This is a genomic window from Pseudomonas quercus, from assembly GCF_012033695.1.
Classification (GTDB): domain Bacteria; phylum Pseudomonadota; class Gammaproteobacteria; order Pseudomonadales; family Pseudomonadaceae; genus Aquipseudomonas; species Aquipseudomonas quercus.
In genome coordinates this window covers 398,950-411,784 of the sequence record NZ_JAAVJI010000003.1, presented here as the reverse complement: position 1 = coordinate 411,784, position 12,835 = coordinate 398,950, and the positions used below count along the sequence as shown (strand labels likewise).

Genomic DNA, 12,835 nt, shown 5'->3' with positions numbered 1-12,835 from the left:
TATTGGAGATTTCACATGATCGACGGTTTGCTGGAGCGCCTGGGCGTGCCTGCCACGGCGTATCGCAACGGTAACCATCCTGTATTCACCCCCATTGATGGCAGCCAGATCGGTTCGATCACTCTGCAAGGCAAGGACGAGGTGGCTGCCCGTATTGGCGCCGCACAGGCAGCATTCCTGGCCTGGCGTAACGTACCAGCACCTCGCCGTGGCGAGCTGGTGCGCCAGTTCGCAGAGGTGCTGCGCGAGCACAAGGCGCTGCTAGGTGAGCTGGTGTCCGTGGAAGCCGGCAAGATCACCCAGGAAGGCCTGGGCGAAGTACAGGAAATGATCGATATCTGCGATTTTGCCGTGGGCCTGTCCCGCCAGCTGTACGGTTTGACCATCGCCTCCGAGCGCCCAGGCCACCATATGCGCGAAAGCTGGCACCCACTGGGCGTGGTTGGGGTGATCAGCGCCTTCAACTTCCCTGTGGCCGTCTGGTCCTGGAACACCGCGCTGGCGCTGGTGTGTGGCAATGCCGTGGTGTGGAAACCTTCGGAAAAAACCCCGCTTACTGCCTTAGCGTGCCAAGCGCTCCTTGAAAAAACCCTGGCACAGTTTGGTAGCGATGCGCCGCCGGGCTTGGCACAGGTGCTGTTGGGTGACCGTGAAGCCGGTGAGACCATGGTGGATGACGCCCGCGTGGCCTTGGTGAGCGCTACAGGCAGTACCCGCATGGGCCGCGAAGTAGGGCCACGTGTAGCCGCCCGCTTTGGTCGCAGCCTGCTGGAACTGGGCGGCAACAACGCCATGATTCTTGCGCCCAGTGCCGACCTGGACCTGGCCGTGCGCGGGATTCTGTTCTCGGCCGTCGGCACCGCGGGCCAGCGTTGCACTACCCTGCGCCGGCTGATCGTGCACCGTTCCATCAAGGACGACGTAGTCGCCCGTGTAAAAGCTGCCTACGGCAAAGTACGTATCGGAGACCCACGGGAAAACAACCTGGTGGGGCCATTGATTGACCAGCAAGCATTCCAGGCCATGCAGGATGCCCTTGACCGTGCCCGTAACGAAGGCGGCGTGGTCTTCGGAGGGGAGCGGCAACTGCAGGCCCAATACCCGGACGCCTACTATGTCGCCCCCGCTGTGGTGGAAATGCCCGGCCAGAGCGCGGTGGTGCGCCATGAAACCTTCGCGCCTATCTTGTACGTGATCGCCTATGACGAGTTTGAGCAAGCGCTGGCGCTGAACAACGAAGTGCCGCAGGGGCTGTCCAGCTGTATTTTCACCACCGATGTACGGGAAGCTGAGCGCTTCCAGAGCGCCTGCGGCAGTGACTGCGGTATCGCCAACGTAAACATTGGCACCAGTGGTGCAGAAATCGGCGGCGCCTTTGGTGGCGAAAAGGAAACGGGCGGTGGCCGGGAGTCTGGCTCCGATGCATGGCGCGCCTATATGCGCCGGCAGACCAACACCGTGAACTATTCACGTGAGTTGCCCCTGGCCCAAGGCATTGTGTTCGACTGATCTCTGTACTTAACCCCACCGTGAGAACCTGCGATGTCGCCTCGCCCCTTGCGTCAGGAATGTTTGTGGGAACGTGTGCTACCTCCGGCGGCCCCTGCTCTGGGGCTTACCGATCAGGTGCGCACCCAGGTGTGTGTGATCGGCGGTGGTATCACCGGCCTGTGCGCTGCCATTCGCCTGCGGGAACAGGGTTATCAGGTCGTCGTGCTGGAGGCCCACGAAGTAGGGCATGGCGGCTCCGGGCGCAACGTGGGGCTGGTGAACGCGGGCACCTGGATCAAGCCGGACGATGTGGAGGCTACGCTGGGCACGGCGGTGGGCGGCCGCCTGAACAAGGTACTGGGCGAAGCCCCCGCCCAGGTGTTCGACACCATCGCCCGTTACACCATCGACTGCCAGGCCCACCACCAAGGCACACTGCACATGGCGCACAGTGCCGCGGGCGCGGAGGACCTTCAGGCCCGCCACGACCAGTGGCGCCGCCGAGGGGCCAACATCGAATTGCTGTCCGGTGCTCGTTGCCGCGAATACTGCGGTACCGACAAGGTGGCGACCGCCTTGCTGGATCACCGCGCGGGCACGATCAACCCCATGGCCTACACCCGAGGCCTGGCCGCCACCGTCCAACGTTTGGGCGGCCTACTGTTTCAGAATGCGCCTGTTACCGGCCTGCAGCGCGAGGGCACCAGCTGGCGGGTAACGACAGCCACGGGCAACGTCGAGGCTGACAAGGTCGTTATTGCTACCGGCGCCTATACCGAAGGCGACTGGAACACGGTCAAGAACAACTATTTCCGCGGGTATTACCTGCAAGTGGCCTCCGTGCCTTTGAGCGGCCCGGCCGCAGAGGCGATTTTGCCCCATGCCCAAGGCTCATGGGACACCCGCATGGTGCTGAGCAGCATCCGCCGTGATGACCAAGGCCGCCTGCTGCTAGGCAGCATGGGCCGGCTGGACAACAAGCCTGCGTGGTTCGTACGCGGCTGGGCTGACCGCATCCAGCGGCACTACTTCCCCGAACTGGGCCGCGTGGAGTGGGAAAGCCATTGGACGGGCGCCATCGACTTCACCCCAGACCACCTGTTGCGCCTGTATGAGCCCGCGCCAGGCCTGATTGCCGTGACAGGGTACAACGGCCGGGGCAATACCACTGGCACGGTGCTAGGTGCGGCCATGGCAGATTTTGTGATCAACGAACGCGTGGCTGATTTGCCCATCCCGTTCTCCCAAGACCAGCCTGTAAGCCTGCCTGGTTTGCGCACCGGCCTCTATGAAACCGGGTTTTCGCTGTACCACGCCGGGCAATGCTTAAGAGTAGTGTTGTAACGGCTGACCCTGAATCCTTGGATCAGGCGCATGTAGGAGCCTGCGAAGCGGGCGCAGCGCGGGCGCAGCAGGCATGTACCGTTCACACTTCTCACCCCACCGCCGGCCGATACTGCAACGCCTCCGCCAAGTGTGCCCGCTCGATACCCGGCGCTTCTTCAAGGTCGGCCAATGTGCGGGCCACTTTCAGCAAGCGGTGCGCCGCCCGCAACGACAGCGTAAGCCGTTCGCAGGCCTGCTCCAGCCAGGCCTCATCCGCTTTTGGCAACTGGCAGTGAACCCTCAGGGCGTTGAGGTCCAGCAAGGCATTGGCGCAGCCTTGCCGTTCCAATTGCCTGTCCCGTGCCTTGGCCACCTGGGCTGCGACGGTAGCCGTGGACTCTCCCCGTGGGCCGTTGGGGCTCAAGGTGGTGGTTTCACGGGCCACCGTTACGTGCAGGTCGATACGGTCCAGTAAAGGGCCGGACAGCTTGTTGCGGTAGCGGTCCACTTGTTCGGTGGTGCAGCGGCAGCGGCCGGTGCTGTCGCCCAGGTAGCCGCAGGGGCAGGGGTTCATGGCGGCCACCAGTTGAAAGCGCGCCGGGAAGCGGATTTTGTCGCGGGCACGTGCGATCACGATTTCGCCGGACTCCAGCGGCTCGCGCAGTACCTCCAGTACCTTGCGGTCGAATTCGGGCAATTCATCCAGAAAGAGCACCCCATGGTGCGCCAGCGTGATCTCCCCCGGCTGCGGCCGGCCACCGCCGCCTACCAACGCCGCACCCGAGGCGGAATGGTGCGGATGGCGGAAAGGCCGTTGTGGCCAGCTGTTCAGCGGCACATGGCTGGCCACTGAGTGAATGGCAGCCACTTCCAGCGCTTCATGTTCGCTCAAAGGCGGCAGCAAGCCTGGTAGCCGGCTGGCCAACAAGGTTTTACCCGTGCCCGGTGGCCCGCTGAACAGCAGGTTGTGGGCCCCGGCAGCGGCCACCAGTAACGCCCGTTTGGCGGCGATCTGGCCTTGCACTTCGTTCAGGTCCGGATAAGGGCGGGCCACCAGGCACAGGCCTTGGGCCTTGAACGGGCTGAGGGGTTGCTGCCCATTGAAGTGGCCGACCAACTCCAACAGGGTGTTTACGGCGATCACGGTTAGCCCATTGGCCAGTGACGCTTCCTCGGCATTGGCCTGCGGCACCACCAGCGTATGGCCAGCGTCCCGTGCAGCCAGGGCGGCGGGCAACACGCCCTGCACCGGCCGTACCGCGCCAGACAATGCCAGCTCCCCCAGGCATTCCACCTCTCGCAACGCCTCCACCGGCACCTGCCCACTGCCAGCCAGGATACCCAGCGCAATGGCCAGGTCGAACCGCCCGCCGTCCTTGGGCAAGTCCGCCGGGGCCAAGTTGAGGGTAATGCGCCGTGGCGGGAAAGTGAGCCCGGAATTGACGATAGCGCTACGCACCCGGTCCTTGCTCTCCTTCACAGAGGCTTCAGGCAACCCTACCAGGGTCAAGGCGGGCAGCCCGTTGGCCAAATGCGCCTCCACCAGAACGGCGGGTGCACCAACCCCAACCTGGGCACGGCTGTACACGATAGCGAGCGACATGGCGGCTCCTGTGAATACGCTTCCTTGCGAAGGGGGAAGCTTAAATCAGGAGGCCGAGGGTAGGGGAGGGAGTGTAAAGCAAGATATGTATAGGGCTAGGTAGCAATGTAAGCGGCTGCCACAATGCATCCCCTCTATCAAAGGTTTATGCGCAATGCCCAACACCCTCCACATCGCCGCTGCCCTCCTGCTGAACAACGAAGGCCACACCCTGCTGGTTCGCAAGCGCGGCACGGCCTTTTTCATGCAACCTGGTGGCAAGATCGAAGCGCACGAGCAACCTGTTCAAGCCTTGGCCCGTGAGCTGGAGGAAGAGCTGGGTGTGCGTATCCAGCCTTCGCAAGCCACCTACCTTGGGGCTTCTAGTGCACCGGCTGCAAACGAGCCAGGGTTTCAGGTGCACTGTACGTTGTTCGACGTCGTGATCGACACTCAGGTGGTGCCGGCTGCCGAAATCGAAGAAGCGGTGTGGGTGAGTGCCCAGCAGGCACAGGCTTTGTGCCTGGCGCCGCTGACAAGGGATTGGGTGCTGCCGCAGTTCTTTACCGAACGTGCATCATAGCCAGTAGGTTCCAACACAACCCTGTGGGAGCTGGCAGAGCCAGCGAACAAGGCGCCCCTTCAGTGCAGGCTATCTACCGCTCGGCTATAGTCTTGCGACGCCTTCAATGCCAGGAATCGCCTTATGTCGCGCCTCACTGCCAAGGATTTCGCCCCGGAGTTGCTGGAACTCTACGATTACTATGCCCATGGCCGCATCAGCCGCCGGGACTTTCTGGACCGCGCAGCGGCCTTCACCGTGGCAGGGTTGTCGGCTTCGGCCTTGTTGGCGTCACTAAGCCCCAATTACGCCCTGGCCCAGCAAGTGGAGTTTACTGACCCGGACATCGTGGCCGAATACGTGCTGTACCCCTCGCCCCAGGGCCACGGCCAGGTGCGAGGCTACCTGGTGCGGCCCGCCAAGAAGGAAAAAGCCCCAGCGGTGGTCGTGGCTCACGAAAACCGAGGGTTGAATCCTTATATCGAGGACGTGGCGCGGCGTGTGGCCAAGGCCGGTTTCGTGGCCCTGGCGCCGGATGGCCTGACCTCGGTAGGCGGTTACCCTGGCAACGATGACAAAGGGCGAGAGCTGCAGCAGAAAGTGGACCCGCAAAAGCTTATGAACGACTTTTTCGCAGCCATCGAATGGATGAAGGCGCACCCGGCAGCCACCGGAAAAGTCGGCATCACTGGCTTCTGCTATGGCGGTGGCGTTGCCAACGCAGCGGCCGTGGCCTACCCCGAGCTGTCAGCCGCCGTACCCTTCTATGGTCGCCAGCCCAAGGCCGAAGACGTGCCCCGCATCAAGGCGCCCCTGCTGTTGCACTACGGTGAGCTGGACACGGCCATCAACGAAGGCTGGCCCGCCTATGAAAAAGCGCTCAAAGCCAATCACAACACCTATGAAGCTTACGTGTACCCTGGCGCCAACCACGGCTTCCACAACGACTCCACCCCTCGTTACGACAAGGCCGCCGCAGACCTGGCCTGGCAACGCACAATCGATTGGTTCACCCGCTATCTCGCTTGAAGCTTGCAGCTCAATGAGCCAACCCACCATCGCCCATATGCTGCTCTAGCCGCGCCCGTAACCAACGTTCCGCCGGGTCTGTATCGGTGATGCTCAGCCATACCATGGACAATTCCAGGGCCGGGGTTTCGAACGGCAGAGGTTCGGCGTGCAGGTTGCCCCACGCCTCCATGGCCGTAGCGGCATAATCCGGGCAACCTGCGAGCAGGTCGGTGCCGGCCAGGATCGAGGGCAGTGAACTGAATTGGGGCACGGACAGCACCACCTTGCGAGTGCGCCCAATTTCATCCAGCCACTCGTCCGCAATACCGCGTGTATTGGCCGTATGGGACACCACCACATGGGAGCGGCTGCAGTACTCGTCCAGGGTCAAGGGGTGCTGTGCACCGTCGGCGCGCAATACCCGGGCATGCATTCTGCGCAGCAGCTTGCGCTTGGCATTGGCGGGCAGGCCACGGGTTTGGCTGATGCCAACAGTGATGTCGCCCGCCGCCAGCAGGTCGGGGATGCGCCAGTAGTCCACGTGCTGCACCACCACAACCACGTCCGGGGCCTCCTGTCGCAGCGCACGCAGCAACGGCGGCAGCAGGCCGAACTCCACGTCATCCGACAAGCCGATCCGGAACGTCATCTTGCTGGTGGCAGGCTCGAAGTCGTGGCTAAGGCTTAGCGCAATCGACAGCGCGTCCAAGGCGGGGGAGAGATGCTTGATGAGCGCTTCTGCGCGGGCAGTGGGCTCCATGCGGTGGCCTACGCGGATGAACAAAGGGTCATTGAACAACACGCGAAGCCGATTCAGCGCGGCGCTGATGGTTGGCTGGCCTAAAAACAATTTTTCCGCCACCCGGGTGACATTACGTTCAAGCATCAAGGCTTCGAACACCACCATCAGGTTGATATCAGCCTTGCGCAGTTCGTTGCGATTCATCGGCAGGGATCGGTGGGGGGTGAGGGGGAGAGCGTACTGATAGGCGCTGTAGCAGCGCCCGTGTTCAGTCTTGCCGAGTGGTGGTAGCCGGCGCTGCAGGCAGCCGTGCTTCAAACTCGGCCAGCTGCGCTTCAAGGGCGTCTACCTTGGCGCGGGTGCGGGCAAGCACGGCCATCTGTGTATCGAACTCCTCGCGGCTTACCAAGTCCAGCCGGGCAAAGGCACTTTGCAGCAGCGTACGGAACTGGCTTTCGAACTCTTGGCGAGGGGGTAGGGTATTGCCACCCAGCAAGCGGCTTGCTTGATCGGTAAGGGCATCGAGGAAGGCTTTTGGCGCAAGCATGAGGGCAGGTTCCAATAAAGAAGACTGGCCAAAGTGTAACACGGGGTTTGACGCCTGCTGGCGACCTTACACTGCACACTTGTTGGGCGGTGCTCCCGCCTGTGACGCACCAATAGTGTGCGTGGCTTGGCGCCAGGCCCTGCTTTCTAACCTAAAAAACTGCCTCGGGCTGGCTGAATTCGGCAAGCGGCCGAAGGTGGCAAGGTTTCTGCTTGGAGGCAGCAGAAGACCCTGCACTGATGGCGGCCTGAACGGCGAACACAGTGCATAGGCGGAACGGGGAAGTGTTCTGCCAAGACAGGTATCCGATACACAGCGGCGCCGCCTGCGCCGGGTTACAAAGTCGGACACTGCGCTTAGACTTGAGTCGGGTTTGTTTTCCTGGGGCAAGTCCACCAATTCGGGAGAAAGTTTCATGAAGCTAGTCACTGCCATCATCAAGCCGTTCAAGCTGGACGACGTGCGCGAGTCGTTGTCGGAAATCGGCGTGCAGGGCATCACCGTCACTGAGGTCAAGGGTTTTGGCCGGCAGAAGGGCCATACCGAGCTGTACCGTGGCGCGGAATACGTGGTGGATTTTCTACCGAAAGTAAAAATCGATGTAGCCATCGACGACAAGGATCTGGACCGGGTGATCGAAGCGATCACTAAAGCCGCCAACACCGGCAAGATCGGTGACGGAAAGATCTTCGTGGTCAACCTGGAACAAGCGATTCGCATCCGTACCGGCGAAACCGATACCGACGCCATCTAAGCCGACCCTAAAAACGCCCCAGGAGTAAACAATATGACTCTGCGTCAATTCGCAGGGCTAGGCGCCCTGTTGTCTCTCATAATGCCAGGCCTGGCCCTGGCTGATGAGGCGGCGGCACCTGTGCTCAATTCCGGCGACACCGCCTGGATGCTTACCTCTACCGCGCTGGTGCTGTTCATGACCGTGCCCGGCCTGGCCCTGTTCTATGGTGGCATGGTGCGCTCCAAGAACGTGCTGTCGGTAATGATGCAGTGTTTTGCGATTACAGGCCTGGTGACGGTGCTGTGGTTCATCTACGGCTACAGCATGGCGTTCGATACCACTGGTATGGAACAAGGCGTGACCAACGTCAATTCCTTCGTGGGCGGCATGGGCAAGGCGTTCCTGGCAGGTATCACGCCAGCCAGTGTCACATCGGCCACGGCATTGTTCCCGGAAGCTGTGTTCGTGACCTTCCAGATGACCTTCGCGATCATTACACCGGCCCTGATTGTAGGCGCTTTTGCTGAACGCATGAAGTTCTCGGCCATGCTGGTGTTCATGGGCGTGTGGTTCACCCTGGTGTATGCGCCTATCGCGCACATGGTGTGGAGCGGTAATGGCGGCCTGCTGTGGGACTGGGGCGTGCTGGACTTCGCTGGCGGCACAGTGGTGCACATTAACGCAGGTATTGCGGGCTTGGTGACCTGCCTGGTGCTAGGCAAGCGCAAAGGCTACCCCACCACCCCGATGGCGCCTCACAACCTGGGCTACACCCTGATTGGTGCGGCCATGCTGTGGGTAGGCTGGTTCGGCTTCAACGCCGGCTCTGCCGCCGCTGCCAATGGCACCGCGGGCATGGCCATGCTGGTGACCCAGATCGCGACTGGCGCTGCAGCCTTGGGCTGGATGTTTGCCGAGTGGATCAGCCACGGCAAGCCAAGCGCGCTGGGCATCGCTTCGGGCGTAGTGGCAGGCCTGGTTGCCATTACCCCGGCAGCCGGTACGGTTGGCCCAATGGGCGCACTGATCATTGGCCTGGTGGCAGGTGTGCTGTGCTTCTTCAGTGCTACAACACTCAAGCGCAAGCTGGGCTACGACGACTCCCTGGACGCCTTTGGCGTACACGGCGTCGGCGGCATCATTGGTGCCTTGCTCACCGGTATCTTTGCAGCACCGGCCATGGGTGGCTTCGGTACGGTAGAGGATATTGGCGCGCAACTGTGGATTCAGGCCAAAGGCGTAGGCTTTACCCTGATCTATACCGCCGTGGTGACCTTCGTCATCCTGAAAGTACTGGACATGCTCATGGGGCTGCGCGTGTCGGATGAAGAAGAAGCGGTCGGCCTGGACCTGGCTCAACACAACGAGCGCGGTTACAACCTTTAAGCCTGTTGGCGAGCCGGTTGGCAAGCCGGTTGGCAAGCCGGTTGGCGAGCCTGAAGGCACGCCATTCGTAAAAAAATGCCCGGTACGCCGGGCATTTTTTTTATCCTTTTTTGTCACTGCTTTGAACGGCCTGCCAAGCGTGTCCCGGATCTATTGGGCGTAATACAGGGTTTCTACCTCTGTAGGAAAAGCCAACACTAATACAGGACTTTGCTTTTTTTTCGAGCGCGCTAGAATGCGCCCGAAATGTGCGGAGAGCGTTATGTGGCAACAGACGCCGATTACCCTTGCAGCAAGGCCCCGAGGGTTTCACTTGGTCACCAGCGAAATACTCGCGGGCCTTCCAGCCCTGGCAACGTGCAAAGTAGGCCTGCTGCATCTCTGGTTGCAACATACGTCGGCTTCACTGACGGTCAATGAGAACGCCGACCCCGCAGTGCGTCGGGATTTCGAGCGGTTCTTCGACCAATTGATACCGGACGGCGCTCGCGGTTATGAGCACAATGACGAGGGCGACGATGACCTGCCCGCGCATTTCAAGGCCAGCCTGCTGGGCTGCCAGCTCAGCCTGCCAGTGCGCTCCGGGCGCCTGGCGCTGGGGACCTGGCAGGGGATTTACCTGGGTGAGCACCGAGACCACGGTGGCCCCAGGCGTTTGATCGCCACTTTGCATGGCGAAGGCTAAGGGCACAGGCCCAGCGTATTTCTATCAGCCGCGCCGAACTCGCCGGTACGGCTGGGCTATATACAATTGCTCCGGCAACACATGAGGTAGGACCATGAGCGACGACGATCTGGAACAAGATGACTTGGAAGTAGGTGACGAGGACGACACCGAGGAAGGCCTGGAAACGGCCGCCGAAGACGTCGCCGATGATGACAGTGGTGCCAGCGACAGCCCGGCGCCTGCCGGCAAGGGCAAGAAAGCCGCTGTCAGCGTGGATGAGCTTCCCAGTGTCGAAGCCAAGCAAAAAGAGCGGGACGCCTTGGCCCGAGCCATGGAAGAGTACCTGTCCCGTGGCGGTCAGATACAGGAAGTGGAGCCCAATGTAGTGGCGGATCCGCCCAAAAAACCGGACAACAAGTACGGTAGCCGGCCTATCTGAAGCCACCCCTGTAAGAAGCCCGTCGTCGCTGCGGGCTTTTTATTGCCCGTTGGTTAGTCCCAGCTGGCCAGCAGCGCCGGCAGCTCTGCCAACGTCGCTACCTCGGCATCGGGTAGGGCTTGCCCTTCCCATGGCAGCCGCAATGGGTTGTACCACACAGCCCTGAAGCCGGCCTGCTTGGCGCCGGCAATGTCGTCATGGGGGTTGTCGCCCACATGCACAGCGTTGGCTGAAGTGGCGCCACCACGGCGTAGTGCCTCTTCGAAGGGGCGCGGGTCGGGCTTGCCTACGCCCACGTCCTCAGCGCATAACGCAAAGCTGAAGTAATCTGCTACACCCAACCGCCTCACATCGGCATTGCCGTTGGTGAGCGCCCCCAGCGTATAGCGCTGTGCCAGAGTCTCAAGGGTGGCAGGCGCGTCGGGAAAGAAACTGACCTGGTGGCGCGCTTCCAGGAACACCTCGAATGCTTCGCGTGCCAGCCCTTGTGCTTCAGCCTGCGGATACCCGGCTTCGTTCAGGGCAATGAACAACACTTGCTCGCGCAGGTAGCTGATGCGGTGGGCCAGGGCTGGCGTGGCAGTCACCAGCCGCTGGCGAATCTCATGCAGGCGTTCGGGTGGGAATGGCCCCAGTTGTGGCGCATGCGCAGCCAGCCATTGGCGCAAAACGATTTCTGCACTCTGAATGACCGGCGCGGTGTGCCATAGCGTGTCATCAAGGTCAAAGGTCACCAGCGTAATGGTCATGGTTGTTCCGTGTCCTTGTTGCGTTTGGCGCGAGGGTGCGCGTTATCGTACACCTTGGCCAGGTGCTGGAAGTCCAGGTGCGTGTAGATCTGCGTGGTAGAGATATCCGCGTGCCCTAGCATTTCCTGGACCGCGCGCAGGTCTTGCGAGGATTCGAGCACGTGGCTGGCGAAGGAGTGCCGCAGCATGTGAGGGTGAAGCCTTTGGCCCAGTTCTCGTTGCCCAGCGGCCTGCACCCGTAGGCGAATGGCTTGCGGCCCTAGCCGCTCCCCCCGTTTGCTGATGAACAGGGCATCGTCCACAGGGCTGCCCAGGCCCCGGTAGGTCAACCATTGCCGCACGGCCTCCCGGGCCTTGCCTCCCACAGGCACGACGCGCGCCTTGTTGCGCTTGCCCTGTACCTCTACCAGGCCCTCGGACAGGTCCAGCGAGGTCAGATCAAGCCCCGCCAGCTCTGACAGGCGCAGGCCAGACGAGTAGAAGAGCTCCAGCATGGCGTGATCACGCCGCCCAAGAAAATCATCCTCCGCCCCCCCATCGAGCAGCTGCTGCGCACGGTCGGCATCGAGCACCTTGGGCAGCCGGCGTTCGCCCTTGGGCGCGGCCAGCCCCACGGCCGGGTTGTGATCGCATAACGCTTCACGCAAGAGCCAGCCATAGAAACCACGAACGGCTGAAAGCAAGCGGGCGAGGCTTTTGGGTGCCTGCCCATGCTGATGGAGCCGGGCAACCAGCCGGCGCAGCAAGGGTGCAGTGAGTTCAGGCCAAGTGGCTACGCCCGTTTGCTCACAGTATTCGACTACTTTGGCCAAATCGTTGCGGTAGGCCGCCAGTGTATGCACAGACGCTTGCCGCTCGGTGCGCAGATGGTGGTAATAGCCCGCCAATTGCGCCTGGAGGGTCATCGTACTGGCCTGGGCATGCTTGTGAAGCGCGGTAGCACGCGGCTGAGCACTTCAGCAATGTGGGCCAGAAACAGCGTGCCTACCGAACTCTTGTAATGATCGGCGTCGCTGCTACCAATGGCGAGCACGCCGATTACACCTTGGTGGACCAGCGGTGCTAGGGCAGTGGAGGCGACTTGAGGATGCTCTGTGCCGAAGAGGAACTCCAGTTCATGCTGACGCAGCACGCCGGTCACCGGCCGGGGGTCGGCCAGCAATGCGCCTAGGGCATGCTGGGCTTCGCCAAGGGTGACCGAGCGGCCTACTGAGGTGGGCACGTCCGTAAACAGCACAAGGCTCACAAAAGGCACCTTGAACGACTGGCGCAGGCTGTCGTCCATCGCCATCACTACCTCTTCAAGGCTGGTGGCGTCCAGTAGCTCCAGCATCAACCGGCGTGTCTTGTCGAACAGGCGATCGTTGTCGCGTGCCACGTCCATCAACTGTGCCAGCCGTTGCCGCAGTTCGGTATTGCGACCTCTCAGCAGGGCCAGTTGATGCTCGACCAGCGAGATGGTATCGCCCCGCTGGTGTGGGATATGCAAGGTGGCCAGCAGCGCTTGATGGTCAACAAAAAACGAGGGGTGCTGCTCCAGGTACGCCACTACAGCCGCGGCATCAACCTCGCCCTTGGTATCAGGTTCGTGACTCAT

General features: G+C 61.8%; 14 protein-coding genes. 8 read left to right on the top strand and 6 right to left on the bottom strand.

The genetic code is table 11. From position 1 onward, the window contains the following. Nucleotides 1-15 precede the first annotated feature (15 nt). Both amaB and amaA read left to right on the top strand, forming a co-directional pair. The gene (gene amaB, locus HBH25_RS08295) at nt 16-1,509 is read left to right on the top strand and encodes an L-piperidine-6-carboxylate dehydrogenase (RefSeq protein ID WP_168083379.1); all 1,494 of its coding nucleotides are present in this window, start codon (nt 16-18) and stop codon (nt 1,507-1,509) included. 33 nt (nt 1,510-1,542) lie between these two features. Further along, nucleotides 1,543-2,835 carry an L-pipecolate oxidase gene (gene amaA, locus HBH25_RS08290; protein WP_168083377.1) on the top strand — a complete coding sequence of 431 codons (1,293 nt, stop codon included), beginning with the start codon at nt 1,543-1,545 and terminating at the stop codon, nt 2,833-2,835. A 91-nt stretch (nt 2,836-2,926) separates the two neighbouring features. Here amaA and HBH25_RS08285 read toward each other — a convergent pair whose 3' ends face one another. Next, nucleotides 2,927-4,420 carry a YifB family Mg chelatase-like AAA ATPase gene (locus HBH25_RS08285; protein ID WP_168083375.1) on the bottom strand — a complete coding sequence of 498 codons (1,494 nt, stop codon included), beginning with the start codon at nt 4,418-4,420 and terminating at the stop codon, nt 2,927-2,929. 154 nt (nt 4,421-4,574) lie between these two features. Between HBH25_RS08285 and HBH25_RS08280 the strand changes: the two genes are divergently transcribed. Both HBH25_RS08280 and yghX read left to right on the top strand, forming a co-directional pair. After that, nucleotides 4,575-4,982 carry an NUDIX hydrolase gene (locus HBH25_RS08280; RefSeq protein WP_168083373.1) on the top strand — a complete coding sequence of 136 codons (408 nt, stop codon included), beginning with the start codon at nt 4,575-4,577 and terminating at the stop codon, nt 4,980-4,982. Between the two features lie 123 nt (nt 4,983-5,105). Continuing rightward, a complete protein-coding gene (yghX, locus tag HBH25_RS08275) occupies nt 5,106-5,990 on the top strand; it encodes a YghX family hydrolase (RefSeq protein WP_168083371.1) in 885 nt (294 codons plus the stop codon). A 10-nt stretch (nt 5,991-6,000) separates the two neighbouring features. Here yghX and HBH25_RS08270 read toward each other — a convergent pair whose 3' ends face one another. Together HBH25_RS08270 and HBH25_RS08265 are read right to left on the bottom strand one after the other, a co-directional pair. Continuing rightward, entirely contained in the window at nt 6,001-6,918 is a 918-nt protein-coding gene (locus HBH25_RS08270) for a LysR family transcriptional regulator (RefSeq protein WP_168083369.1), read from the bottom strand. Between the two features lie 64 nt (nt 6,919-6,982). Further along, nucleotides 6,983-7,261, bottom strand: a complete 279-nt coding sequence (locus tag HBH25_RS08265) for an accessory factor UbiK family protein (protein WP_168083367.1) — start codon at nt 7,259-7,261, stop codon at nt 6,983-6,985. A gap of 415 nt (nt 7,262-7,676) precedes the next feature. Here HBH25_RS08265 and glnK point away from each other — a divergent pair, with 415 nt between their 5' ends. The 4 genes from glnK to sutA all read left to right on the top strand — a co-directional run bounded on the left by glnK (nt 7,677) and on the right by sutA (nt 10,489). Next, nucleotides 7,677-8,015: a P-II family nitrogen regulator gene (glnK, locus tag HBH25_RS08260; protein ID WP_002555808.1), complete on the top strand. Its 339-nt coding sequence runs from the start codon at nt 7,677-7,679 to the stop codon at nt 8,013-8,015. 33 nt (nt 8,016-8,048) lie between these two features. Then, nucleotides 8,049-9,383 (top strand): ammonium transporter, encoded by a 1,335-nt coding sequence (locus HBH25_RS08255; RefSeq protein ID WP_168083365.1) that lies wholly within the window; start codon nt 8,049-8,051, stop codon nt 9,381-9,383. A 262-nt stretch (nt 9,384-9,645) separates the two neighbouring features. Continuing rightward, nucleotides 9,646-10,068, top strand: coding sequence for a secondary thiamine-phosphate synthase enzyme YjbQ (locus HBH25_RS08250; RefSeq protein ID WP_168083363.1), 423 nt, complete (start codon nt 9,646-9,648; stop codon nt 10,066-10,068). Between the two features lie 94 nt (nt 10,069-10,162). Continuing rightward, nucleotides 10,163-10,489, top strand: a complete 327-nt coding sequence (sutA, locus tag HBH25_RS08245) for a transcriptional regulator SutA (RefSeq protein ID WP_168083361.1) — start codon at nt 10,163-10,165, stop codon at nt 10,487-10,489. Nucleotides 10,490-10,542: 53 nt separating this feature from the next. Here the strand turns inward: sutA and HBH25_RS08240 are convergent, their stop codons facing one another. The 3 genes from HBH25_RS08240 to HBH25_RS08230 are packed head-to-tail and all read right to left on the bottom strand — an operon-like array spanning nt 10,543 to nt 12,835. Then, nucleotides 10,543-11,238 (bottom strand): HAD family hydrolase, encoded by a 696-nt coding sequence (locus HBH25_RS08240; protein ID WP_168083359.1) that lies wholly within the window; start codon nt 11,236-11,238, stop codon nt 10,543-10,545. Beyond that, nucleotides 11,235-12,143 carry a tyrosine recombinase XerC gene (gene xerC, locus HBH25_RS08235; RefSeq protein WP_168083357.1) on the bottom strand — a complete coding sequence of 303 codons (909 nt, stop codon included), beginning with the start codon at nt 12,141-12,143 and terminating at the stop codon, nt 11,235-11,237. Before xerC ends, HBH25_RS08240 begins: the two co-directional genes overlap by 4 nt. After that, nucleotides 12,140-12,835, bottom strand: a complete 696-nt coding sequence (locus tag HBH25_RS08230) for a DUF484 family protein (RefSeq protein WP_168083355.1) — start codon at nt 12,833-12,835, stop codon at nt 12,140-12,142. The genes xerC and HBH25_RS08230 overlap by 4 nt, the downstream gene beginning before the upstream one ends.